At 33.3% G+C, this 23,719-nt stretch carries 26 protein-coding genes; 2 read left to right on the forward strand and 24 right to left on the reverse strand.

Annotated features, from left to right (window positions below):
- Window positions 1-58: 58 nt before the first annotated feature.
- From EYY60_RS14085 to EYY60_RS14110, 6 genes are all read right to left on the reverse strand, one after another.
- Window positions 59-3,745: a response regulator gene (locus EYY60_RS14085; RefSeq protein WP_132989946.1), complete on the reverse strand. Its 3,687-nt coding sequence runs from the start codon at window positions 3,743-3,745 to the stop codon at window positions 59-61.
- Between the two features lie 87 nt (window positions 3,746-3,832).
- Entirely contained in the window at window positions 3,833-4,627 is a 795-nt protein-coding gene (locus tag EYY60_RS14090) for a DUF2189 domain-containing protein (protein ID WP_132989947.1), read from the reverse strand.
- A 119-nt stretch (window positions 4,628-4,746) separates the two neighbouring features.
- Complete coding sequence (locus tag EYY60_RS14095; RefSeq protein WP_132989948.1) at window positions 4,747-6,075, reverse strand: aldehyde dehydrogenase; 1,329 nt, start codon at window positions 6,073-6,075, stop codon at window positions 4,747-4,749.
- 78 nt (window positions 6,076-6,153) lie between these two features.
- On the reverse strand, window positions 6,154-6,843 hold the full coding sequence (locus tag EYY60_RS14100; RefSeq protein ID WP_132989949.1) for an RluA family pseudouridine synthase: 690 nt from the start codon (window positions 6,841-6,843) through the stop codon (window positions 6,154-6,156).
- 192 nt (window positions 6,844-7,035) lie between these two features.
- Complete coding sequence (panB, locus tag EYY60_RS14105; RefSeq protein WP_132989950.1) at window positions 7,036-7,854, reverse strand: 3-methyl-2-oxobutanoate hydroxymethyltransferase; 819 nt, start codon at window positions 7,852-7,854, stop codon at window positions 7,036-7,038.
- A gap of 90 nt (window positions 7,855-7,944) precedes the next feature.
- Window positions 7,945-9,372 (reverse strand): L-serine ammonia-lyase, encoded by a 1,428-nt coding sequence (locus EYY60_RS14110; RefSeq protein WP_132989951.1) that lies wholly within the window; start codon window positions 9,370-9,372, stop codon window positions 7,945-7,947.
- 304 nt (window positions 9,373-9,676) lie between these two features.
- Here EYY60_RS14110 and EYY60_RS14115 point away from each other — a divergent pair, with 304 nt between their 5' ends.
- Together EYY60_RS14115 and EYY60_RS14120 are read left to right on the forward strand one after the other, a co-directional pair.
- Window positions 9,677-11,824, forward strand: coding sequence for a cation:proton antiporter (locus tag EYY60_RS14115; RefSeq protein ID WP_132989952.1), 2,148 nt, complete (start codon window positions 9,677-9,679; stop codon window positions 11,822-11,824).
- Window positions 11,825-11,837: 13 nt separating this feature from the next.
- Entirely contained in the window at window positions 11,838-12,200 is a 363-nt protein-coding gene (locus EYY60_RS14120) for a VOC family protein (RefSeq protein ID WP_132989953.1), read from the forward strand.
- A gap of 5 nt (window positions 12,201-12,205) precedes the next feature.
- Here the strand turns inward: EYY60_RS14120 and EYY60_RS14125 are convergent, their stop codons facing one another.
- The 18 genes from EYY60_RS14125 to EYY60_RS14205 all read right to left on the reverse strand — a co-directional run bounded on the left by EYY60_RS14125 (window position 12,206) and on the right by EYY60_RS14205 (window position 23,670).
- Window positions 12,206-12,889 (reverse strand): 2'-5' RNA ligase family protein, encoded by a 684-nt coding sequence (locus EYY60_RS14125; RefSeq protein ID WP_132989954.1) that lies wholly within the window; start codon window positions 12,887-12,889, stop codon window positions 12,206-12,208.
- A 7-nt stretch (window positions 12,890-12,896) separates the two neighbouring features.
- Entirely contained in the window at window positions 12,897-13,796 is a 900-nt protein-coding gene (locus tag EYY60_RS14130) for a TlpA family protein disulfide reductase (RefSeq protein WP_132989955.1), read from the reverse strand.
- Between the two features lie 41 nt (window positions 13,797-13,837).
- A complete protein-coding gene (locus EYY60_RS14135; protein ID WP_132989956.1) occupies window positions 13,838-14,206 on the reverse strand; it encodes an iron chaperone in 369 nt (122 codons plus the stop codon).
- A 251-nt stretch (window positions 14,207-14,457) separates the two neighbouring features.
- Window positions 14,458-14,925 (reverse strand): SRPBCC family protein, encoded by a 468-nt coding sequence (locus tag EYY60_RS14140; RefSeq protein WP_132989957.1) that lies wholly within the window; start codon window positions 14,923-14,925, stop codon window positions 14,458-14,460.
- Window positions 14,926-15,035: 110 nt separating this feature from the next.
- Window positions 15,036-15,617, reverse strand: coding sequence for an LOG family protein (locus EYY60_RS14145; protein WP_132989958.1), 582 nt, complete (start codon window positions 15,615-15,617; stop codon window positions 15,036-15,038).
- Window positions 15,618-15,622: 5 nt separating this feature from the next.
- Window positions 15,623-16,150 (reverse strand): GNAT family N-acetyltransferase, encoded by a 528-nt coding sequence (locus tag EYY60_RS14150; protein WP_132989959.1) that lies wholly within the window; start codon window positions 16,148-16,150, stop codon window positions 15,623-15,625.
- A 185-nt stretch (window positions 16,151-16,335) separates the two neighbouring features.
- Window positions 16,336-17,460, reverse strand: coding sequence for a lactonase family protein (locus EYY60_RS14155; RefSeq protein WP_235832332.1), 1,125 nt, complete (start codon window positions 17,458-17,460; stop codon window positions 16,336-16,338).
- 22 nt (window positions 17,461-17,482) lie between these two features.
- The gene (locus EYY60_RS14160; RefSeq protein WP_132989961.1) at window positions 17,483-18,013 is read right to left on the reverse strand and encodes a GNAT family N-acetyltransferase; all 531 of its coding nucleotides are present in this window, start codon (window positions 18,011-18,013) and stop codon (window positions 17,483-17,485) included.
- Window positions 18,014-18,041: 28 nt separating this feature from the next.
- Entirely contained in the window at window positions 18,042-19,139 is a 1,098-nt protein-coding gene (locus EYY60_RS14165) for an MBL fold metallo-hydrolase (protein ID WP_132989962.1), read from the reverse strand.
- Window positions 19,140-19,144: 5 nt separating this feature from the next.
- A complete protein-coding gene (locus EYY60_RS14170) occupies window positions 19,145-19,567 on the reverse strand; it encodes a DUF1801 domain-containing protein (RefSeq protein WP_132989963.1) in 423 nt (140 codons plus the stop codon).
- A gap of 6 nt (window positions 19,568-19,573) precedes the next feature.
- The gene (locus tag EYY60_RS14175) at window positions 19,574-20,623 is read right to left on the reverse strand and encodes a serine hydrolase domain-containing protein (protein ID WP_132989964.1); all 1,050 of its coding nucleotides are present in this window, start codon (window positions 20,621-20,623) and stop codon (window positions 19,574-19,576) included.
- Window positions 20,624-20,698: 75 nt separating this feature from the next.
- A complete protein-coding gene (locus EYY60_RS14180; RefSeq protein ID WP_132989965.1) occupies window positions 20,699-21,067 on the reverse strand; it encodes a nuclear transport factor 2 family protein in 369 nt (122 codons plus the stop codon).
- An 82-nt stretch (window positions 21,068-21,149) separates the two neighbouring features.
- Window positions 21,150-21,365 carry an ArsR family transcriptional regulator gene (locus EYY60_RS14185; protein ID WP_132989966.1) on the reverse strand — a complete coding sequence of 72 codons (216 nt, stop codon included), beginning with the start codon at window positions 21,363-21,365 and terminating at the stop codon, window positions 21,150-21,152.
- Window positions 21,358-21,789 carry a hypothetical protein gene (locus EYY60_RS14190; RefSeq protein WP_132989967.1) on the reverse strand — a complete coding sequence of 144 codons (432 nt, stop codon included), beginning with the start codon at window positions 21,787-21,789 and terminating at the stop codon, window positions 21,358-21,360. The genes EYY60_RS14185 and EYY60_RS14190 overlap by 8 nt, the downstream gene beginning before the upstream one ends.
- A gap of 35 nt (window positions 21,790-21,824) precedes the next feature.
- Window positions 21,825-22,310 (reverse strand): SRPBCC family protein, encoded by a 486-nt coding sequence (locus tag EYY60_RS14195; protein ID WP_132989968.1) that lies wholly within the window; start codon window positions 22,308-22,310, stop codon window positions 21,825-21,827.
- A 240-nt stretch (window positions 22,311-22,550) separates the two neighbouring features.
- Entirely contained in the window at window positions 22,551-22,727 is a 177-nt protein-coding gene (locus tag EYY60_RS22290; RefSeq protein WP_162847887.1) for a hypothetical protein, read from the reverse strand.
- A 62-nt stretch (window positions 22,728-22,789) separates the two neighbouring features.
- Complete coding sequence (locus EYY60_RS14200) at window positions 22,790-23,005, reverse strand: hypothetical protein (protein WP_132989969.1); 216 nt, start codon at window positions 23,003-23,005, stop codon at window positions 22,790-22,792.
- A gap of 68 nt (window positions 23,006-23,073) precedes the next feature.
- On the reverse strand, window positions 23,074-23,670 hold the full coding sequence (locus EYY60_RS14205; RefSeq protein WP_132989970.1) for an NAD(P)H-dependent oxidoreductase: 597 nt from the start codon (window positions 23,668-23,670) through the stop codon (window positions 23,074-23,076).
- Between the last annotated feature and the right edge of the window lie 49 nt (window positions 23,671-23,719).

The following is a 23,719-nucleotide window of genomic DNA, read 5'->3' on the forward strand; positions in this document are numbered from 1 at the left end:
ATACGAATTTATATATTTTTCAGCAATATTGAGGCAGTAAGGCCTATTAAGTTTTGAATTATTTTAGCCATTTTCGCAATGCTTCTTCTACAGTGCCTCTAATAATAGGTTTTGAAATATAATCGTTCATTCCGGCAGCGATGCATTTATTTTTTTCTTCTTTTTCTGCACCTGCTGTTACAGCAATGATTGGAATGTTTTTGCCAATTTCTGTAATTCGTATGGCTTTTGTCGCTTCATAGCCATTCATGATTGGCATTTGAATGTCCATGAAAACTAAATCTGGATTGATATTTTCGATTTGTTTTACGGCTTCGTAGCCATTTTCGCATTCAAAAATAATTGAATTCATATTTAGATTTTTGACAATGGTTTTCAAAAGAAGCATGTTTACTTTATTGTCTTCAACAATCAAAATGGTTATTTTCCTGACATTTGAATTGTAACTCAGTACATATTCGGGCTCATGTCCGTTTGATAGCGCTTTTAGTTTCTCGCTTACTGTATTTTCGCTCGTTTTCAAATTCAAATCAAAATAAAAGGTACTTCCTTCGTCGATCTTGCTTTTCAGCTGTAAACGACTTTCCATTAACGCTAATAATTGATTTGAAATTGTAAGTCCCAATCCTGTTCCTCCAAATTTTCTCGTTGTTGAGCTATCTTCTTGCGAAAATGCTTTGAAAATTTTCTTCTGATTTTTTTCCAATATTCCAATTCCGGTATCAATAACCGAAAAACGAATCAGATATTGATCGTCGTATTTTTGGTCGAGTACTGAAACATTTAGTTTGATGGATCCTTCATTGGTAAATTTCACAGCATTTGACAGCAGATTGATCAAAATTTGTTTTAAACGAACAATGTCGGTCCAGATGTATTTTGGTACATTAGGATCAACGTTTAATTCCAATAGAAGGTTTTTTTGATTTGATTCATATATAATCAAATCGAATATTTGCCCCAGAATTTTTTGAAGATCATATAAATCAATATAAAGCTCCAATTTTCCAGCTTCAATTTTTGAGAAATCAAGAATGTCATTAATAATCTCAAGCAACGAATGCGCTGATTGATTAATGGTTGTCATGTATTTTTCCTGAATTTCTTCGAGATTGGTTTTCATCAACAAATGCGTAAATCCAATGATTCCATTTAATGGAGTTCGGATTTCATGGGACATATTAGCCAAGAAATCAGATTTTGACTTGTTTGCGGCTTCGGCAAGTTCTTTTGCTTTGATTGCGTCTTCACTTTCTTTGATTTTAGCCTGATTTCGATGTCGGTCTAAAGCCGATGAAATATTATTGGCCAAAGTTTGGTAGATGTAAATTTCATCATCAGTCCATCTTCGTTCTTTTGTGCAATCATCAAAACCAATAAAGCCAGAAAAGACATCATTTGAAAATAATGGAAGAATTAAAATTGATTTAATATCATTTGCAACGAGCAATTTCTTGAAAAATGTTTCTTCAAGGTTTTTAGTCAGCATGCTTAAGACCCTTTTGCTTTGCGAATGAAAAATAATTTCTTTCAGATTTTCGTCTGTGAATTTTTGAAGTTCTGTTATTTGGTGAACAACGCCTTCTCTTGACCATTTATATTGCTGGCTAATGGTGTTGGTTTCAAAATCTTTTTCATAATAAAAAATATGATCTGCTTTTGAGGCCCTTCCAATAATATCATAGGTTTCCTGAAACATTTTTTGCGGTCCTTTGCTCGATAAAAACTTTTCTGTACAAAGCGCCATTGCCGAAAGCAAATCGGTTTTCAGTTCTAGTTTTTTCTCGGCCTTGAGCCTCATTTGTGAAGAAATTGCGAGTGAAATTACATCAGAGATGGTTCTGGCATAATTGATATCTTCATTGTCCCATTCTCTTTTTTCGCCTGTACTTTCAAAACAAGCAACTCCTGCCAATTGTCCGTTAAGGAAAATTGGAACGTCAAGCATTGATTTTATTTTGTTTTTTGTGAAATAAACTTCCTGAAATTCTGAAGTCTCTAATTTGTCAAAAACATCAGGAGCATTTATAATGGCTTTGTTTTTAAGCGTTTCAAAATAGATTGGATAAGATTCTTTATCGAGAATATTTTTGTCGCTTAAAGTCTGATTGTCTCGACTAAATAAATTTTTGCAAGTAATTACGTCATTAGAAAATCTCCAAAAACTAACTCTGTTGGCATTTGACACTAAAGCAGCCTCTTTGATTATATAATCAATTACGGTTTGCATATTGTCGTAATCGGTAAAGTTTGTTGTTGAAAGTTTTTTTGTCGAATTGTTATAAGATTCGATTTTTTCTAAACGTCTTTTTTTCTCATTTTCGACATTTTTTAATTCGGTAATATCTCGCGCAATTCCCGCAAAACCAATTGTTGTTCCTAAATCATTTTTGCGCACAATAACTTTTTGAGAAATCCATAATTCCTCTCCGTTTTTCTTCAAAATCGGAATTTCTATTGTAGGATAATTAAGCTCGTTTTTCTCTAAATTCTCATAAAAATCAACAGCATTTCGAATGTAATCTTCATGTATGAAATTCGAATAATGCTGCATCATAACTTCGCTTTCGGTATATCCTAAAATCGAATAGCCAAATTCATTGATGAAAGTAAAATGACCATTGCGGCTGATTTCAAAAATAATGTCGGTAGCGGTCTGAATAAGGTTTTTGTATTGGTCCTGAACAATAATTTGTTCAGTAACGTCTTGGCCGATGCTAATAATCAGATTTTTAGAAAACTTTTTGTCTTTCCACTGAATGTACTTGTACTCGCCGTTTTTGCTTTTTAATTTTCGGATATATAACTTATTGTCGATATAATTTTTGTAATAATTATCCTTGTTGAATTCTGAATCTTCGGTGACTTTCCAAAATTCCAGCGCCATGACATCATCAGGATGATAGCCTAAAATTGAGGTGATTGTTTCGCTGCAAAACAATAGTTCTCCATTTTCGTTTGTTGCAATTGTAAGCGAATTTCCTTTATGAACAATTTCGTTGGTAAATCTGTAATTGTCTTTATTGTTTTGTAAAACAGCATATTTTACTTGGTTTATGATAAAAATAACGATGCTGAAATTGATCAACAATACCGATGATTTTATTGGAATTAATTGAAAAACAACGGTTGTGATCAAATAAAGAAAAGTTAGGCCAACAAAAGCCCAATATATTTTTATAGGTTTTAATACGCTGTAGGAAAAGAAAAAAGATATTAAAAAAGTAAGAATAGGCAAAACATCATCTGGAAGATTAATGATATTGTGCATTACATAAGCAATGTAAAAAAAGAAAGAAACAATAAATATGTTCTGAATTCGGTCGCGAAAATATTTGATTTTATCAGTAAGGACATAAATAGCCAAAACACTGAAACCGATAATTAAGTTTATAATCAAGAGGCTTTTCGGCCTTATCTTGAAAATTTCATTGATAATCTCGATAACAATAACAGCGATTCCAAAAAAGAGAATGTATAGTTGGTATTCTTTAGTAAGTGTTTCAGTCTCTTTTTTCTTCTCAATAAAATAACCAATTCTAGCTTTGATTCTGAAAAACTGATAAACTAAGATTCCTAAAAAAGCAAATAGGGAGAATCCTAAAACAATAAGTTTAGGATTATTATAGAAAATGACTTCCGGGCTGAAAACAAACCAGTTTGTTATAATTGATTTCAGGGTATTGCCAATAAAAGCAATTCCTGAATTCAATGTACTATAATAAAAACTGTAGTTTTCTACCATAAATTTGGGAATGTACGGTTTAGTTAATAGCATTTTGTGATTTTCTGAAAGAGTAGGTCAGGCTCTTTTTTGTTCAGAAATTCAATTTCATATTTGATCCGATTGACCAATAGAGTCAATTGAATCTTGTTCTTGCTCCATGTCAAAAATGGAATAATATGTTGCGTAATTCAAAGACGTATTAAAAACGTATGTAAATAGAAAACCTATACCGCAAGCAAACACACCAACAATTGAGCCTACGATTCCGATAATAAATACACCGAAAATTAATAAAGGATTTTTAGCTACTAGTGTAATGCTTCCTTTAATTGCATCGATTGCGTTTAAATTTCCAAACACAATCAACGGAACAGCAAAATACATGAAAAAGTTTATAGCTATAGAAACTGCTACGCCAATGAATACAAAGCCAGCAATTTCGAATGTGTTGGCAATTGCATTATTGATTGCTGTGATAATTAAAGTTGAAACAAATAATGGAGCAAAATAAGGTGTTTTGTAATAACTGAACATGAATGAAGCTTTGAATTCATTGTTTTTGTCAGCAGCATCGGCCATTTTGAAGAAACCAGCGCTAAATGGTGCAAGAACAGCGCTTAAAAGTGATACTCCAACAGTAGAAATTAATGCTTCATCTAAAGTCAATTTAGTAGGTTTTAAGCTCTCTTGCACTATTTTTGGCACATGTTCAAAACCATAAATGTTTCCTAAAACCAGTACTGCTGCAATTGCTGCTATAAATGAAAAAACTAGTAGAATAAGTGCTGAATAAAGTGTTATTTTTTTAAAGTTTTCGAAAGCGTGGTCAAAGACAGTAGAAAAATCTATGGTATAGCCATTTTTTTTAATGTTCTCGATTTTGGCAAGTGTAGATTTCATTTTGATATGGAATTGTTTGTATTTTTAGAATTTACGGTCATTTTTGAAACGTAAATATAGTATTTTTAATCAATTACATATGATATTCTACAAAATTAACAGAGACATTTTTTTGATATTTAAAGCCAATCTAATAAACGTTTAAGCGACGTCAGTTTATCCTTATAAGGAGCATATCGCATAGGAAGATCAAGCCAGTTTGCTTTTTTTACTACAGCCTTGTGATGCGAGAAAATATCAAAGCTTAATTGGCCGTGATATGCACCGATGCCGCTATGGCCGACACCGCCAAAAGGAAGTCTTTTATTAGAGAAATGAACTACTGTATCGTTAATGCATCCGCCTCCAAATGAGTAGTTTGTAATTAGTTTTTTTGCAAAATTGTTATTTTCGCTGAAAACATAGAATGCCAAAGGTTTTTCATATCGACTAACAACGTTTTCAATATCGGCCTCGCTTTCATAAGTGAGAATCGGTAAAATTGGTCCGAAAATTTCTTCTCTCATTACAGGGCTATCTAATGCTGGGTCTTCGATTAAAGTAGGAGATATGTATAATTTTTCGGCATCAGTTTCTCCACCAAAAATCACCTTTTCTCGTTCTATCATACTGTCCAGACGCAACCAATTTTTAGTATTTATGATTCGCGCAAAATCAGGCGATTTGTCTATCTTTTTTCCGTATGCATTTAAGATCTCGTCAATTAAAAAACTAACAAAATTGACTTTCATATTTTTTTGAATCAGAATATAATCTGGTGCAATGCAAGTTTGTCCGGCATTAATGAATTTTCCCCAAACGATTCGTTTTGCGGCTAATTTCAAATTAGCGGTTTCATCAATAATACACGGATTTTTTCCTCCCAATTCTAATGTGACCGGCGTCAGATTTTCGGCAGCCGCTTTTGCTATAATTTTTCCAACGGAAACACTTCCGGTAAAAAAAATATAATCCCAACGTTTTGCGAGCAGTTTGTTTGATGCTTCAATACCACCTTCTACAACTTCAACATGTTTGACATGGAATGTTTTGGAAATGATTTTGGAAATAATTGCTGAAGTATGAGGTGTGAGTTCTGATGGTTTTAAAACGACTCTATTTCCTGCTGCAACCGCGGCAATCAAAGGGCATAATGCCAATTGAAATGGATAATTCCAAGGAGCAATGACTAGAACTTTTCCGTAAGGTTCTTTGTAGATATAATCAGTAGATGGGAAATTGAGAAGTGATGGAAGAATATTTTTGGGTTTTGCCCACGAATAAATGTTTTTGATCGTATCTTTTAGTTCCGAAATGACATAATTGGTTTCAGTTAAAACAGCTTCAAATTCGGGTTTTTTAAAATCATCGTATAAAGCTTGAACAATCAAATCTTCGCTTTTTTGAATGTTGTATAACAACTTTTTAAGCGTTTCTTTTCTGTATCCGATGTCGTTTTTGTAGTCCATTTTATGATCAGCTTGTTTTTTATGTCTATGCAAGTTAATCGATAAAATTTAAAAAATTAACAATTATATCATAAAAAATTATACCGCGTTCCAAATTGTTTCGTCTGGAGTTGGTGCTATAATCGTGATGTTTTCTTTTGAAACGGGATGTATAAAAACCAGTTTTCTGGCGTGAAGATGAATCCCTCCATCAGGATTGCTGCGATCTGCACCATATTTCAAATCGCCTTTTATTGGAGAACCAATTGCGGCTAATTGCGCTCTGATTTGGTGATGACGACCTGTATGAAGATTGATTTCAAGAGCAGTATAATTTTGAAGCTCTTTAATAATTTTGTAGTCCAGACTTGCGAGTTTGCTATCAGGGACTTCTTTTAAATGGGCTTTAGAAGTATTGTTTTTTTCGTTTCTTTTTAAATAATGAACCAATTTGGCACTAGCTTCTAAAGGTTTATTTTTTACAACCGCCCAATATGTTTTTTTAGTTTCACGATTACTAAAAAGTTCGTTCATTCGAGATAGAGCTTTGCTAGTTCTGGCAAAAACAACAATTCCGGTAGTTGGCCTATCCAAACGATGAATGACACCCAAAAAAACATCACCAGGTTTGTTGTATTTGGCTTTAATGTATTCCTTCACAACATCAGACAAAGGTTTATCCCCAGTTTTATCTCCCTGCACAATATCACCCACACGTTTGTTGATCACAATAATGTGATTATCTTCATGAAGGATTTGGAGATTGTTTTTATCTGAAATAATTTTCATTTTAAGTTGAAATTTAGATTGAGAAAGTTTGGCTAAAGCCTTCCACTAGCCTTAAAAATGAACCTCCAGCTAAAGCTGGAGGCAATTGAGTTTTAACTTTTATTTTTGAGCTCTTTGAACCTTTGTTACTTTGAACCTTTGTGCCTAAAATCTTAGTACCTTAGCAACTTAGCGTCTTAGTATCTTAGAAAATTAATATTGTTCTTTCTCGTTAGGGAAATCTTTTGACTTCACGTCAGCGGCATATTGACCAATAGCTTTCGTCATTGATTCATAAAGATTCAAGTAACGGCGCAAGAAACGCGGGCTGAATTCATTGTTCATACCTAACATGTCATGAATTACTAAAACTTGTCCGTCAACACCGCCTCCTGCACCAATCCCGATAACAGGAATTGAAATGCTGTCAGCTACTTTTTTGGCAAGTTCAGCTGGAATTTTTTCAAGAACTACAGCAAAACATCCTACTTTTTCAAGCATTTTAGCATCTTCAATTAATTTTTCAGCTTCTTCTTCTTCTTTAGCTCTTACAGTGTAAGTTCCAAATTTATAAATCGACTGAGGAGTCAATCCCAAATGTCCCATAACAGGAATTCCGGCGTTTAATATCTTTTTGATTGATTCTTTGATTTCTTTTCCGCCTTCTAATTTTACAGCATGTCCGCCACTTTCTTTCATAATTCTGATAGAAGAACGCAAAGCTTCTTTAGGATCAGATTGATAACTTCCAAAAGGCAAATCTACCACAACTAAAGCTCTCTCGACAGCGCGAACAACAGATGAAGCATGATAAATCATCTGGTCTAAAGTGATTGGCAAAGTTGTTTCGTGTCCCGCCATCACATTTGAAGCAGAATCTCCTACTAAAATGACATCGACACCTGCAGTATCAACAATTTTAGCCATTGTGTAATCATATGCAGTAAGCATAGAGATTTTCTCTCCATTGCTTTTCATTTCAATCAACGATTTGGTAGTGATTCTTTTATAATCTTTTTTAGCAACTGACATTATGAGTAAGTTTTAGTTTTTTTAATTATTTTAAAAGTTATTTATGCTTTTAAAACGTGAATTTTAGTTTGCAAAATTAAGTAATAAATTCTAACAATCGGCCATATTTACCGCAATTGCCAATCCGCCTTCAGAGGTTTCTTTGTATTTGGAATTCATATCTTTTGCTGTTTCCCACATCGTATTGATTACTTTGTCTAATGGAACTTTAGCATTTTTAGAATCGGTTTCAAGAGCTAATTCTGCAGCATTTATGGCTTTTATGGCGCCCATTGTATTTCTTTCAATACATGGAATTTGAACTAAACCACCAATTGGATCACAAGTTAACCCCAGGTGATGTTCCATCGCAATTTCGGCAGCCATTAAAACCTGCGCAGGAGTTCCGCCCATTAATTCGCAAAGCGCCGCCGCTGCCATTGATGAAGAGACACCAATTTCAGCCTGACAACCTCCCATTGCAGCAGAAATTGTAGAACCTTTTTTGAAGATACTTCCAATTTCTCCGGCAACCATCAAAAATTGTTTGATTTCTTTTTCGCCCGCATTGTGGTTTTCGATTACCATATAATACATTAAAACTGCTGGAATTACGCCGGCACTTCCGTTTGTTGGTGCAGTAACTACACGCCCTAAAGAAGCATTTACTTCATTAACCGCCAATGCAAAACAGCTAACCCATTTCAAAATTTGACGGAATTTAACTTCGGTTTTTCTAATTTCTTCCAACCAAGATTGCGGATCTGTATAATTGGATAACCCGATTAAATTTTGGTGCATATCAAAAGCTCTTCTGCGCACATGAAGTCCGCCAGGCAGGATTCCTTCAGAATGGCAACCAATGTACATGCATTCCAACATGGTATTCCAAATGCGCATCAATTCAGAATGAATTTCATTTTCAGAACGCATTGATTTTTCGTTTTCATAAACAATCTCAGAAATCGATTTGTTTTCAGAAACCGTATAATTTAAAAGCTCAACAGCATTTTGAATTGGGAAAGGAAAAGCGCATTTGATAACTTCTTTAATTTTGGCATTTTCGCGTTCTTCTTTCACCACAAAACCACCGCCAATAGAATAAAAAGTCGATTCATATTCGGAATCATCATTTTTATAGGCCGTAAATTTCAATCCATTAGCATGAAAAGGCAAGAATTCTTTGTTGAAAACAATGTCTTGAAGAAAATAAAACGGAATTATATATTGATTAGCCAAAATAATTTCGTTTTTGTCTTCAATCTTTTTGATAATTCCAGCAATATCTTCAACCGGAATATATTCAGGATCTTGGCCACTCAAACCGAGCATTACGGCCAAATCTGTGGCATGACCCTTTCCTGTTAAGGAAAGCGAGCCATACAAATCGACTTTTACGCGCTTGATTTGGTCTAAAATAGATTCGTTTTTTAGCTCTTCCAAAAAACGTTCTGCGGCTCTCCAAGGACCCAAAGTATGTGAGGATGAAGGTCCAACACCAATTTTAAGCATATCAAAAACAGAGATACATTCTTCCATTGTTACAGTTTTGTTATTACAAAGATAATTGAATAATGCAACGATAGTTATATTTTGATCGTTAATCTTGCGCTTTTGTTAAAAATGGTATTAAATTTTAATAATTTGGCAACAAAATAAATTTAATTGTTTAATATGCAGTTTGCGTAGAAAGTTGGCTATTTTTCGGTATTTTTGTGGAGAGCCTTTCATTAAAACCGCTTATTTATTTGGTATAATTACGAAATCACTTCAAGGGATTTTATTTTAATTATAAAAAAATGTCTTTTTACGATTACAATACCACAAAGCATAAAATTACAATATGATAGAATTTTTCAGGCATTTTTTACACGAATTCGAATTACCGCTCACGAATCCAGTATTGATTTTTTCTTTAATACTTTTTATAATTCTGCTTTCGCCGATTTTATTAAAAAAAATCAATATTCCTGGAATCATCGGATTGATTATTTCTGGAGTTATTATTGGGCCACATGGTTTGCATCTTTTAGAAAAAAACTCGGCAGTTACTTTATTTTCAACGATCGGGCTTTTGTACATCATGTTTATTGCTGGACTTGAACTCGATATGAATGAATTCAAAGCGAATCGAAACAAGAGTTTGTTATTTGGATTTTTCACTTTTATAATTCCGCTTTCCATAGGTTTTCCAGTTTGTTATTATTTGTTGCATTATGAATTTAATGCCAGTTTTTTAACGGCAAGCATGTTTGCAACGCATACTTTGGTTGCTTACCCAATTGTAAGCAAATTAGGGATTGCTAAAAATCAGGCTGTTGCAATAACCGTTGGAGGAACAATTTTGACGGATACTGCTGTTTTGATTATTTTGGCCGTTATTATGGGAAGCAGTCAAGGGAGCTTAAATCAAGCTTTTTGGATAAAATTGACAGTTTCATTGGCTATTTTTTCGGCAATTATGTTTTTGGTTATCCCAAGAATTGCCAAATGGTTTTTCAAGAAACTAGAAAGTGAGAAACATGCACATTATATCTTTGTTCTTTCGGTGGTTTTCTTTGCGGCCTTTTTGGCCGAAGTAGCAGGAGTAGAGCCTATTATTGGTGCATTCGTTGCGGGTTTGGCATTAAATCCTTTGATTCCGCATTCATCTGCTTTGATGAACCGAATTGAATTTATTGGTAACTCATTGTTTATTCCTTTTTTCCTAATTTCTGTTGGAATGTTGGTTGATGTAAGCGTAATTTTAAGCGGACCAACAGCTTTAATTGTAGCGGCAACTTTGAGTGTTGTGGCTATTTTTGGAAAATGGGCGGCAGCCTTTTTTACACAAATTGTTTTTAGATATACCAAAACCGAAAGACAATTGATTTTTGGATTAAGCAGTGCGCATGCGGCGGCAACTTTGGCTGTAATTTTGGTTGGTTACAAAGCAAAAATTCTAGATGAAAATATTCTAAACGGAACTATTATTCTGATTTTGATTACTTGTATTGTGGCTTCTTTTGCAACTGAAAAAGCGGCTAAAAAAATTGCGATTTGTGAAGAAGAAATCTCGCACGAAGATGCCGAACATGGTCAAATTTTAGACGAACATATTTTGATTCCATTAGCAAAAACGTCAGCTACAGCAAGTTTGCTGGATTTTGCACTTTTGATTAAAGACAAAAAATCAGCTAATCCGGTGACTTTATTGACTATTGTTCCAAATAACGATCAAGCCGAAAAAAATATTCTGAAGTATAAAAAAGCAGTTGATAAATTTGTTATTCAAGGATCTGCCTCAGAAGTGAAAATTAATACGATTGCCAGAATCGACCATAATCCGGCGAGTGGAATTGCTAGAACTTCTAAAGAAATCATGTCGGATATTGTCATTATTGGCTGGCCGAAAAAAACGGGATTCTTGGATAAAATTTTTGGCGAAAACGTTGATTCCATTATCAATAATGTGGATAAAAGCTTATTCATTTGCCGATTTCCAACTAATTTTATTGAAGAAAAAAGACTGGTTTTTATTTGTCCGCCATTTTCTGAAAGAGGAATTGGCTTCCATCTTTTATTACAGAAAATTTGTAGATTATCTCAAGAATTAAGTATTCCGATTGTACTTTATGCCGATTACAAAACGCACCAAGCCATTCAGGCAATTGCGAATAATTTGAGATTGAATGCAAAACTTGGCTTTAAAAGCGTAATGGAATGGGACAGTTTCGAATCAATTTCAGATGAAATAAAACCAACTGATTTCATTGTTTTCAATTTATCTAGAAAAGGTTCGGTTTCGTATCAATCTATTTTTGACAGACTTCCTCAAAAATTTGATAAATTCTTTGAAGACAATAATATTCTTTTGGTTTATCCGCAAGACGATCGTAAAGAAAGCTCAATGGATGCCTATGAAGATTTTACAGCAACACCTTTAACCAAAGGTCTTGAAGCTATTGAACAGATTGGTCGCGGTTTGGGAAGCATTTTGAAAAAAGGATAAAAACAGTAATTAAATGAACCACAATATAAAATCAATTCGTCCCTTTATTGGAGCTAAAAATTTCGAAGTTTCAAGAAGTTTTTATCGTGATTTAGGATTTGAAGAAGGAATCTTAGGATCTAATTTTTCTGTTTTTAAAAGCGGCGAATTTGCATTTTATCTTCAAGATTATTATGCAAAAGAATGGATTGAAAATACTATGATTTTTCTTGAGGTTGATGATACAGAACGATACTACAACGAACTTTTAGCTTTAAATCTTCCCGAAAAATACGAAGGTGTAAAACTAACTCCGATAAAATATTTAGATTGGGGAAGTGAATGTTTTCTGCATGATCCTTCTGGAGTTCTGTGGCATTTTGGGAAATTTAAATAAGAACATTATCTCAAACCAAAATTTCCCAAAACTCGGGTAGTACTTTTACGTTGATACCAATCATTATAAACAAGCTCTAGGTTTTTTACATCAAGTTCTCCAAAATCAAAATCGCGAAATTTATCTGCAATTTCAATTAATTTTTTTGGATTTTGAAGCGGTTCCTGAAAACGCATAACAGTTGAATGCGCGGTAGAAATTGTATATCTGCTGTCTATAGTTTGTTGCAATTCAGAGTTTTTAAAGTTCTCACGAAGTTTATTTCTTAAATTATCCAAAGTTTCATCTGTTGGAAAACCTTGAATCATAAGAGCAGAAGGCGAAGCCGTAATGCCTTTAAAATGAATTTTGATTTTATCTGCATCGACCATGCTTTTGCAGATGAGCTGAATATAATCGTTTGGAGAAATCTGATTTAATTGAAATTCCTCCGAACAAGAAATAATCGACATTACAGTAATATGAATATCTGAATCTGGATAAAAATATTGTTCGGGTTCAGCTTCTTTCAATTCCTTTAAAAAAAGCTTGATATTGGCTTTTATTTCATCATTTGGACGAATAAGCAAGGTGATTCCAAATCGAGAATCTGACTCGTTTTTGAGTTCTGAATCGATTGAATATTTTCCCGCCGAAATTGCTTCGGCAGCTGTTTTATAAAGTTGATTGTAATGTTCAGTTAAATTCATTGTTCTATTATTGTGCTTCAAAAATCGATTTTAATTGTTGCTGTAAATCGTGTTTATTGTTTTCTCCACTGCCTTTCCATTTTCCAATAATAATTCCATTTTTGTCAATTAAAACTTTATGCGGAATACCATTAACAAAATAATCTTTATCGACGGTACTTTGATTTTCTAAAATAGAAATATGTTTCCAGGATTCGATTTTTTCTTTGGCAATCGCATTTTTCCAAAGATCGGATTTTTCATCTTTAGTAATACTAATAATTTCTAAACCTTGTTGCTGATACTTCTTATATAATTCTTTAACATATGGCAATTCTTCTCTGCAAGGAGCACACCAGCTGGCCCAAAAATCAATCAAGATGTATTTTTTGCTTTTAAAATCGGCAAGGGAAATAGTTTTGTTATTGATATCTTTTAAACTAAAATTGGGAGCAATGCTTCCCACTTTGCTTTGTTTAAAATAGTGTAGTTTCTCGGCCATTTCTTTTCCCTCTTCTGAATTTTTAATTTCGGGAGAAAAGTTTTGGAAAACCTCTACGAAAGTGTCATAAAAGTTCATTCCCACAAAACGGCCTACCGAAATTCTAATTAGATGCAAGGCTCTTTGTGAATTAGGATGTTTTCGGGCAAAATCAAAATCAAGTTTTAATTCATTAATGCCATTCTGATCCAATGCATTCCATAATGTATCTAAACGTATAGTAAGCTGGTTTCGTTTAACGGAATCTTTTTCTGATTCTATTTCTAAATTTACTTTTTTCATTAAGTTTGAAATGGAATCGTGAATTATTTTTGTTGGTTTATGCAATTCCATAATTTCTTTTTCAATTGAAGCTTCGTCTTGCGCACTACAAAAACAGCTTATAAGAAAGATAGAAATGATAAAAAGAAAATTTATTTTTTTCATGGAATATGCTTTGTTAATGAAGAAATTGATTTTATCTAGAGCTATTTCTTTTTTGCTTTTTCAAGATTTTCTTTTACTCTGAATTTTACAATTCGGGTAATCAAATCATAAGGCATTTTGTCTTTTAACGGAAACTGGACAGAACCTTTGCCTGATTTATATTTTGAAAGTTCAGCTTTAAATTCTTCATGTCCGCTTGGCAAAGCATAAAGGCCAATATGATTTTTAAAGGCCGCAAAATAAACTACAATTCCGTTTTGCTCAAAAGCTGGCATTGAATAACTAATTTTCTCTTTGGCTTCTGGTGCCGCTTTTTGAATCGTCATTCTCACTTTCTCTAAAATTTCCTGAACATCGTTTGGAAATCCACCAATGTACTCGTCGATATTTTCGGGTTTTTTAACTTCCATGATTTTTTTAGTTTCAGGTTTCAAGTTTCAGGTTGCTGAACTTGTACTACGATCAAAACATATCTGTTATTTTAACGCAAAGTGCGCTAAGTATTTTTAATTGCTGGAGTAAGCAGAATCTATATTAAGTTCGCAAAGCTTTGTCTACCATTTTTCTGCACAAAGCTTTGTGGGCTTTTCACTTTAGTGATTCTCAAAAAACCTTGCGTTCTTCGCGTAAATCTTTGTGACCTTTTGCGGTTAAAATACTATCAGGCAAGGCCTTTCGGGAATCTATCTAGAACTAAATTCAGCTTTAAATTATGTTCTAAATACGCTTTTGCTCCTGCTAATACCAAAGTGAAACCTTCAGTAGAATTACGAACCTGATCAATTATTTTGTCAGCATCGCCTTTTAAGCCCGAATTTGTAATGCTCACAAAGGTCTCATTTTCATTCAGCGGACTAAAAATCCATTCAACTAAAGTGATTTCGTCTGGATTTCCCCATTCAATCACAATTTTTTTATTTTCCTGCAATACTAATGTAGTGACCGTCAATGAAAAACCATACATTTCCCAAGTCCACTCGGTTTTTTGGTTTTCTTCTAATTTTCCGGAGCCTTTTGTAAACCAAAATTTACGAGTAATTTCCGGATCTATAAAAGCCTGAAAAACTTCTGAAACAGGTTTCCTGATCAGCATTTCGGCTTTTGCAAATTTGTTGTTTTCTGTTTTCATTTTATTGAAAGTTAGAAGTTATAAGTTGTAGGTTATGAGTTTTGGGCAAATGTAAATATAACTCATTTTTTTTACTTCTAACGCTTTACAAATAACCCTTAACATTCAACTCATAACTCTTTCTTGTCAATCCATTTTCCGACTGTAGGCGGTATATAATTTCTCATTTTTTCTAGTAAATCATCGATATTGTCACTAACCAAAAGCATTTTTTGATTGACGTCTTTCAGCAAGCCTTTTTCAACCATTGTTTCTGTCAATTCAATTAACGAATCATAAAACCCGTTTGTATTTAAAATTGCAATTGGTTTTTTATGAAGTCCTAATTGTGCCCAAGTCAGCATTTCAAAAAGCTCTTCTAATGTTCCAAAACCGCCCGGGAGAGCGATTACACCATCGCATAAATCGTTCATTTTAGTTTTTCGTTCATGCATGCTTTCCACTACAATTAATTCGGTCAAGCCTAAATGTGCAATTTCTTTAGATCTAAGGAAATTTGGAAGAACGCCAATTACGCTTCCGTTTTCGCTCAATGCGCCATCCGCGACAGCGCCCATTAAACCTACATTTGCACCTCCGTAAACTAAACCTATATTTTGTTTGGCTAAAGTTTTTCCTAGCAGTTCTGCTTGTTCTCTAAATATTTCATCAATGCCAAAACTGGATCCGCAGAAAACGGTTATATTTTTCATTTTTTCTATTTTTTTATTCTGTAAACAAAATTGTGACGAGAAGGTTCGTTATAATAAGCCACATGGATTTCGTCTATTTTTTCGGCGCCTAATTTTTCAATTGCTTTTTGTGAGCGGAAATTTTCTGCTCCAATATGAAACTGAACTTTTTCTACAAATTGAAAAGCGTAATCGAGCATCATTTTTTTTACTTGAGTATTGAAACCAGTTCCCCAAAATTTTCTTCCATAAAAAGTATATCCTATAAAAATGCTATTGTTTTCAGGATCGTATTCATAAAATCGTGTACTGCCAGCAATTTCATTTGTGGTTTTATCCAAAATGACAAAAGCGCCTTTGCTTTCCATCGCACCTTCAAAAAAGTTTTGGAAAACTGCTCTTTCATAACGGTTTTTATTGGGATGTTGTTCCCAAACCAAAGGATCTGAGGCAACTGCATAAAGTTCTTCAAAATGATTTTCTTCGAGCGGAATCAATTTTATGATTTCATTTTCCAAGAAATTGGGCTGTAAATCGAAATTATTTGCTGACATAATTTTTATTGCGTTAGTTTTTTTGGGAAAATTAATCGTGAAGTTTGTCATTTCGACGAAGGAGAAATCACACTAGAAATTCCGCAAAGTTAATAATCAATCTTTGTCGATATCCGAGTGTGATTTCTCCTTCGTCGAAATGACAAAAAGATCTAGATTATCTATAAAAGCTTAATAAATAACATTTAAATCCGTTTAATTTGAACACACGAAACATTTTCCATTTTTATTTCTTTCCCTACTTTTTTTAGCAATCCGGTTTTTGGATTTCTTTTAAAAACAACCACATTTCCGGTATTAACATTTGAAGCAACTAAAAATTTTCCGCTTTCATCGATGGCAAAAACTCTCGGATGTTTTCCTAAAGTGGATTGATAACCAATGTTTTTTAAAAGCCCATTTTCGTCAATTGTGAAAATGGCAATGTTGTTTTCTTTTCCTCGGTTTGTGGCGTAAAGAAATTTTCCGTCAGGAGAAATATGAATATCTGAACTTTCAAAACCTTCTTTTATTTTATCAGAATGCGTGGCAATACGTTGGATTTTATTCAAAACCCCGTTTTCGTATTTGTAAACGCTTATTTGGCCCGCCATTTCTTCAATGCAATAACCAAATTTTTGATTCGGATGAAAAGTAAAATGTCTCGGGCCAGCTTCTAAATCAGTCTTTGTGAAAGGATTTTTAGTTTCAATTAAAGGCTTTTCCTGATTGGCATCAAATGCATAGCAACGAATTTTATCGGCACCTAAATCGGGTAAAAACAAATAATCAAATTGAGGTGAAAATACAGCTGAATGCACGTGTGAACGGGTTTGTCTTTCTTTATGTGTGCTTCCGTCCAGATATTGAAAGTTTTGCGCAATCGAGTCAATTTTGCCGTTTTCTAAAATTGGAAAAACAGAAACACTTCCTTCTGTATAATTGGCATTGGCAATCCATTTTCCGCTTTTATGTACTGTCACATAAACCGGATTTTCGCCACCGCTTCTTTGGCTGTTTAAAAAAGTCAGACTTTTGTTTTTAGGATCAAACTCAAAACTGCTGATGCTTCCTGCATTTGGTGTTTTGGTATCGGTACAGGCATACACATATTTTCCATTTGGAGAAACCGTCAAATAGGAAGGATTTATAATGTTTTTTGCAGAAGCTGTTTTAGTTAATTTTCCATTGATGGTATCTAATTGATAAATTTGAATGGCTTCTGCCGATTTATCGCGATTATAAGAACCCAGAAAAACATAGGTATTTTGTGCAAAAAGGTTAAAAGTTGCCAGAAAAGCAACGATAAAAAGGTTAGTTTTTAGTTTCAATTTTTTGTTTTTTTTTTTGATATTATTTTTTTGAATCGAGTGGAAATCTAAAGCCAAACACAGGAAGTTCTCCCTGCATAAAATCCAGAATTTCATCTCTTTTAAAACCTATGTTTTCATACATTCCCCAAGCAGTTTTCATTGCCAAAGTAGAATGAATAATGACTTGTTTTCTTTGAGACTCTTTTGCTTTTTTGATGCATTCTAAAGTCAAAAGTTTTCCAATTCCTTTTCCTCTTGCATTAGAATCAACTCCTAGAAGACGAAATCCAGCTGAATCTTTTTCCTGAGTTGCGATTCCGCCAGAGCCGTAGTATTGCATATCATTAAAATAAACTACTGCTCCTGAAATGGTATTATTTTCATCAAGAGCCACTAAAAGTTCTGTTTCTGGATATTGGGTAAAATTGCCAATATTGGCTAACATTTTATAATAATTTGGCTGTTCATCTTGTTTAGGAAAACCTTCCAAAGCCGAATAAACGCGAATTAAAAGTTCTCCGATTTCCTCAAATTCTGAAGGGTTTGCGTTTCGTATGATATAATTGTTCATGTTTTTGTTTCAAGTTTGCAATTATCAATTAATTAACCCCTTCCCACCATTGTTGAAATTGCTGGTTTTCATTTTTTAATTCGACGATTTCACCAATTTTAGGTGTAATTAACGGAATCGGATTTTCAGACAAACTGTTTAATTCGGTTACTTTTTTTAAAGGTTCATCCCAAGCGTGAAGTGCCAATGCAAATTTTGAAGAATGAACAGGAAAGACTCTTTTGGCTTTCAAATCTTTCATCGCTTTAATTACATCTTCCGGCAAATTATGGATGTATTTCCAAGCCGGATTGTATTGGCCATTATCAATAAGCACAATATCAAAAGGGCCAAATTTCTCGCCAATTGCTGCATAATGTGAATCGTAGCCACTATCGCCTCCCAGATACATTTTAAAATCTTTGGTTTCTAAAACAAAAGACGTCCAAAGTGTATTGCAACGTTTGATGCTTCTACCCGAAAAATGTCTTGAAGGAGTGGTATAAAGCGTTAAATTTTGATCGAGTTCTATTTTTTCATGCCAGTCTTTTTCGATAATAATTTCAGAAGGAAATTTCCAAAATTCAAAATGTGAGCCCACTCCAAGAGCCGTAATAACCTTTTTGATTTTTGGCTTTAGTGCCATAATTGTCGCATAATCCAAATGATCATAATGATCGTGGGTCATCAATAAATAATCAATTTCTGGGATATCATCAGCGGTATAAATATCGGTTCCTTTAAATGCTTTTGTGGTGCCATAAATAGGCGAGGCGTTGCCACTAAAAACAGGATCAATCAAGAAACGTTTTCCTTCAAGCTGAATATAATATGACGAATGCCCAAACCAAACCAAGATATCTTGATCTAACGGAATTTCATGCAAATTGGTTTTTATTGACGGAATACTATCAGTAGGGCTTTTGCGATCTACTTTCTTGAAGAAAAATTCTTTTAGAACATCAAAATAGCCATAACCTTCAGCAAGTTCTGGTGTGAAACTTTCGTTTTCGAATTTTCCGTTTTTGTATTGAGGCGATTTTTGGATTAAAGCTAGTCTTTCACCAAATGGCCTTTTTCCGAATCTAGGATGGTATGCAAAATAAATTGCAACGGCTATTAAAAGAAGAAATAAAGTGAGGCTCATATTTTTTAATTTGAAGGGTATAAATTTTGGGTGTATTGCATGGAAAGTAGAATGATATTTTTTAATATTTCAACATCAATATCAGCCAGTTTTTTGACATAAATACATGCTTTTGAAGAAGTATGTTTGCCTAGTTTAGATAAGAGTTCTTCTCTTTTGTCTTCAGGCAGATAAAAATATACGGTCATGGCTGCTTTTCTTGGAGAAAAACCTGCTAATGGCGCATCACCTTCGTGGCCGCTGTCATATTTATAATGATAACTTCCAAAACCAATAATACTCGGACCCCACATTTTTGGTTCAAAACCAGTTAATTCCTGTATTATTGAAAGAAGTTGAAAAGCGTCTTTTCTTTTCTGCTCATTTTCGACAGCATTTATAAAATCAGTAACACTGTTTGTGGTTTCGGTGGTTTTATTGACAGCCATTTGCGTTTATTTTTTAATTAATAAATCACTTTTGAAAAGAATATTCTTTATTTTAAATTCAGATATGTAAAACAAATTAGAATCGTCATTCATTTGATTTTCAATCGCAATAAAACTGATGTCACTTTCAGGAAAGTATAAATTTACTGAAGAAAACCCGTCACCCAAACCTGTGTGTCCAAGATATTTAACTGGTTCTTTTTCAACAATTCTAATTCCGTAACCGTAACCTTCTTTTTCTTTTCCAAATAAATTATGTTGCGAAAGTGTTGTGTATTTCAACATTTTCTGATAAGATGCAGGTTTTAAAATTTTTCCTTTATGAAGATTATTGTTCCAAATAGCTAAATCAGTTACAGTCGAAATAATGCCGTCTGCTCCAAGGCTTTCTGGCGTAATATAATCGTCGTGAGTGATTTCAAAAGTGTTATTCTTATTGATATAACCAGAAACTAAATTTTGATTTTTACCCTTAGAATAGACATAGGTGTTTTTCATTTTTAGTTTCGAAAAAAGCGCGGTAGCCACTTCAGTATAACTTTTTTTGGTACTAAATTCTACGATTTTCCCTAGAAGACTGAAATTTAAATTTCCGTATTTAAACTGAGTTCCGGGTTTAAATGCCAATGGTTTGTCTAAACCGACAATTCCGTGAGTATGATTTAAAAGCTGATGAACCGTTACAGAATCTGCCCAAGTTTGTTTTAATTCAGGTAAATAATTTTTGATTGGAGAATTGAGATCTATTTTACCCTTTTCAACTTCCAATAAAATCAAAACTGCCGTTATCTGTTTGCTGTTTGACATGATTTCAAATTGGCTGTCTAATTTCAAAGGTTTTTTGGTCTCAAAATTCGAAAAACCTTTTACTTTAGAATACAATGTTTTTCCGTTTTTTGAAATCAAAATTGCACCATTAAAAATGGGAGAATTGGTATTTTTTATTAAACTGTCAATTTTAGCAGAATAATTATCTTCTTTTTGAGCGAAGGAATTACAGCTCAAAAAAAGAAAAATTAAAGACAATATTGAAAGTGTTTTGGATAAAAAGGTCATTTTTAGGCTTTTGTATTTTTTAGTTTTCGGTCTCTGGAAATAATTTATAATTAACAATTCACCATTAACAATTAGTTAAAACATTCCATTTTCATTAATAGTTTCTTTTGGAACAGGCTGACCTAAATCCCAAAGTTCAATTATTTTATCATGCTTAAATTTTAAAATATGAACTACGGCAAAGCCAATATCTTTTGAATTTTGTTTTAAATGCGAATGCACGGCAACAAAATTGTCGTCTTCTAAAATATGATGAATTTTGAAAATCTTATTCGGATTTGTTCTTGCAGATTCTTCCATTGCAAGCATTAAGGTATCGGCATCACCCTTAAAATAAGCATTGTGATGTTTGAATTTTTTGCCAACATGCAAACGAAATGCTTCGTGCGAATGTCCGTTTGCGGCAAGTTTTAGGAAGTCCCGAGCAATTTCTTTCTTAGTCATGATTTTTAAATATAAAAGACAACTAAGTTAAGAAATTTGAAGCTACATTGAGGGGAAAAAAAGTCCGGATTTTGCTTATTTTTTATAAATCTTCGGGTTTGATTTGAGAAATGTCAACGCCTAATTTTTCTAATTCTGTTTGGCCAATTTCTGTTATGTAGAAATGTTTGTCTGTTGGAGTTTTCTTAGCAATCCATCCTTTTTCGGCAAAAGTTTCAACTAGCAACTGACCGAGTTTTCCACCAATATGTGAGTAACATATTTTAGCGGGAATTTTTTTAGAGGATTCGTCACTCATTTTTTTGAATCTTTCCTTTATGACAAAGTAATTTCAGTGCCAGATACGCCATTGGAATATAAGCGAAAACTAAATCTACAATCGTAAACCAAACTGGCGACGGCAAAGAACAAACGCTAACAATACCTCCAAATAAAAAGAATGCGCCAATAAGCAGCGCAAGTTTCTTTTTGTGATTAAAAGCCAATAATGCTGTCGTGATTGCACCAACGAATGTTCCGATAGCATGTGCTAAAAAAGGAAAAAGGTAATGTTTGGCTTCAAACAAATGCATTGTTGATTTTAAACTTTCCATTGTGGAGTTGTCGGCACCTTCTGGAAGCGGAATAATAGAACCACTTAATAAAATTATACTCATATTGACAATACTTCCAATAACGATTCCGGCAAGGACAGCCAGAGTATTTCTTACTATGGGGTTCATATAATTAGGATTTTTAGAATCACTAATTTATAAAATTATTTTGAAGATAACCTTTTTTCGTTTTCAGTTTGTGGTTTTCCTGTTGCATTTGGTTCCCCTTTTCCGGTTTCAATTAGTTTTTTAAGACTATTTTGAATGTAATTTGTCCAAGCACCTCTGCAAATTTCAAAGCATTCATATTCAGAGGTTAAACCAAAATGAGTGAATTTTAGCTCGGTTTTCCCATCTTTCTCAGTGATTTCAAAAGTTGGTTTAGTTCCCGTCCATTCCGTTTTGTCTTCGGTGAATTTAAAATAGTTCTCTTCAACCAGCCAAACGATTTTCTGATTCGGAATAACTTCAATTAATTTTACTTTACAGCGATGAACATCCTCATAATGATAATCAAATTCATCATTGAGCTTGGCTGTATTTCCTTCTATTTCTTCAGACCACCAGTCTCGGACATTTGTAACAGCACTAAAAACTGCCGCTGGTGATTGATCTACTTTTATGGTTGTGGTAAAATCTGTAGTACTCATTTTAAATAATTTAAAGGTTTGTATTACAAATTTACGTTCTAATAATCAATTTGTTAGGGTGCGTAAGAGACAAAAGAAAGGGGAGTTTCAGACATGTTTTGTAAATTTATTTAAACTGGACTGAAGTCCAGCTCTACAATATCATTTGTTCCTTCGGAACTATAAAAGAGCCTTTGGCTCGATCCATATTGTAGGGCCGGACTTCAGTCCGGTTTTACGGTTGTTTGTGTTCAATGATTTTTAGCCTTTTCTGAAAAGACCAATCAATAAATTGATGATATAAATTGATGTTGCAATAAAAAGAATCAATAAAAGTTCAATTACTAAAGTGATATTAATTGATTCAGAATCATCAAAATATTCATAGGTACGATTGTTAAGATGTAATTTTTCGTAGATAACAATTATCCAATACAAAATAAAACTACCAATCAAAATAGCTGAATGAACTAAGGTTAATAATTTTACAAGATTTTTTTTTAATATTTTTTGAATGAACCAATATCCAACGCCATTAAGAAGTAAGATGTAAACAAGACAATGGCAAAATGATAGTTAGCAATAACAAAATAAGTATCATGAATATTTATGTCTAATGTTGAATTTGGATAATTCGTTTGAATTAATGCAATTAATAAAACGAATAAAGAAACAATCCAGAATAAATGGTAAACTTTTATTTTTTGAAGATTCATAAAATGGTTAGGCTTATAAATATATAATCTGTGTCAATCCGCTAAAATCTGCAAAATCTGCGTGCAATCTAAGCAAAATATTTTTTAATCGTTTCTACAGTTTCTTCAATCAATAAAAAATGCCCTTCCATAACCTTTTCCAATTCCAATGTTCCGCCCAAAATCAGCATTTCTTTGTTTTCAAAACGTTTTCCAAGTCGGTCTTCGAGCATGATTTTTTCCATGCTTTGGGCAATTCCAATTTCATTCAAAAAATCATTTGGATGTCCGGCAGTGCAAATTGCAATTCCATGCGGAATAATTTTCATTTTCGGAAAGGATTCGGTTTGTCCATAGGCATATCCAACCGAATAAACACGATCAAACCAGCCTTTTAGTTTTGAAGGACAATCGCTCCACCAAACAGGATACAGGAAAATAATGCAATCTGCATTTTCGATTTTTTTTTGTTCAGTTAAAACATCTTCAGAAATAGGAAGATCAAGTTTCGCAAAACCTTCTCTTTCATATTCTTCTTCTGATATATCGCTGACGAAATTTGAAGCATATAAATCTGAAATTTCGAGATTCCAATTCTGTTTTAAGATAACCGATTTCAATCTTTCCAAAACCTGAAAAGTATAGGATTTTTTACTTGGATGCGCGTAAACAATTAGAATATTCATTGGGATTTGTTTATTTCAAAAGTTAATAAAGCAATTAATATTAAGATGA

This window comes from Flavobacterium zhairuonense (assembly GCF_004352915.1).
Taxonomy (GTDB): domain Bacteria; phylum Bacteroidota; class Bacteroidia; order Flavobacteriales; family Flavobacteriaceae; genus Flavobacterium; species Flavobacterium zhairuonense.

Excerpts from the sequence above, each read along its gene's own strand:
- EYY60_RS14120 (WP_132989953.1), top strand. The coding sequence starts at position 11,838 with ATGAACCACAATATAAAATCAATTCGTCCCTTTATTGGAGCTAAAAAT.
- EYY60_RS14175 (WP_132989964.1), bottom strand. The coding sequence starts at position 20,623 with ATGACCTTTTTATCCAAAACACTTTCAATATTGTCTTTAATTTTTCTT.
- panB (WP_132989950.1), bottom strand. The coding sequence starts at position 7,854 with ATGTCAGTTGCTAAAAAAGATTATAAAAGAATCACTACCAAATCGTTG.
- EYY60_RS14100 (WP_132989949.1), bottom strand. The coding sequence starts at position 6,843 with ATGAAAATTATTTCAGATAAAAACAATCTCCAAATCCTTCATGAAGAT.
- EYY60_RS14170 (WP_132989963.1), bottom strand. The coding sequence starts at position 19,567 with ATGGCTGTCAATAAAACCACCGAAACCACAAACAGTGTTACTGATTTT.
- EYY60_RS14135 (WP_132989956.1), bottom strand. The coding sequence starts at position 14,206 with ATGGAAGTTAAAAAACCCGAAAATATCGACGAGTACATTGGTGGATTT.
- EYY60_RS14125 (WP_132989954.1), bottom strand. The coding sequence starts at position 12,889 with ATGAATTTAACTGAACATTACAATCAACTTTATAAAACAGCTGCCGAA.
- EYY60_RS14180 (WP_132989965.1), bottom strand. The coding sequence starts at position 21,067 with ATGACTAAGAAAGAAATTGCTCGGGACTTCCTAAAACTTGCCGCAAAC.
- EYY60_RS14185 (WP_132989966.1), bottom strand. The coding sequence starts at position 21,365 with ATGAGTGACGAATCCTCTAAAAAAATTCCCGCTAAAATATGTTACTCA.
- EYY60_RS14165 (WP_132989962.1), bottom strand. The coding sequence starts at position 19,139 with ATGAGCCTCACTTTATTTCTTCTTTTAATAGCCGTTGCAATTTATTTT.
- EYY60_RS14190 (WP_132989967.1), bottom strand. The coding sequence starts at position 21,789 with ATGAACCCCATAGTAAGAAATACTCTGGCTGTCCTTGCCGGAATCGTT.
- EYY60_RS14085 (WP_132989946.1), bottom strand. The coding sequence starts at position 3,745 with ATGGTAGAAAACTACAGTTTTTATTATAGTACATTGAATTCAGGAATT.
- EYY60_RS14145 (WP_132989958.1), bottom strand. The coding sequence starts at position 15,617 with ATGAAAAATATAACCGTTTTCTGCGGATCCAGTTTTGGCATTGATGAA.
- EYY60_RS14195 (WP_132989968.1), bottom strand. The coding sequence starts at position 22,310 with ATGAGTACTACAGATTTTACCACAACCATAAAAGTAGATCAATCACCA.
- EYY60_RS14160 (WP_132989961.1), bottom strand. The coding sequence starts at position 18,013 with ATGAACAATTATATCATACGAAACGCAAACCCTTCAGAATTTGAGGAA.
- EYY60_RS14115 (WP_132989952.1), top strand. The coding sequence starts at position 9,677 with ATGATAGAATTTTTCAGGCATTTTTTACACGAATTCGAATTACCGCTC.
- EYY60_RS14110 (WP_132989951.1), bottom strand. The coding sequence starts at position 9,372 with ATGGAAGAATGTATCTCTGTTTTTGATATGCTTAAAATTGGTGTTGGA.
- EYY60_RS14095 (WP_132989948.1), bottom strand. The coding sequence starts at position 6,075 with ATGGACTACAAAAACGACATCGGATACAGAAAAGAAACGCTTAAAAAG.
- EYY60_RS14090 (WP_132989947.1), bottom strand. The coding sequence starts at position 4,627 with ATGAAATCTACACTTGCCAAAATCGAGAACATTAAAAAAAATGGCTAT.
- EYY60_RS14150 (WP_132989959.1), bottom strand. The coding sequence starts at position 16,150 with ATGTCAGCAAATAATTTCGATTTACAGCCCAATTTCTTGGAAAATGAA.
- EYY60_RS14205 (WP_132989970.1), bottom strand. The coding sequence starts at position 23,670 with ATGAATATTCTAATTGTTTACGCGCATCCAAGTAAAAAATCCTATACT.
- EYY60_RS14140 (WP_132989957.1), bottom strand. The coding sequence starts at position 14,925 with ATGAAAACAGAAAACAACAAATTTGCAAAAGCCGAAATGCTGATCAGG.
- EYY60_RS14130 (WP_132989955.1), bottom strand. The coding sequence starts at position 13,796 with ATGAAAAAAATAAATTTTCTTTTTATCATTTCTATCTTTCTTATAAGC.
- EYY60_RS14200 (WP_132989969.1), bottom strand. The coding sequence starts at position 23,005 with ATGAATCTTCAAAAAATAAAAGTTTACCATTTATTCTGGATTGTTTCT.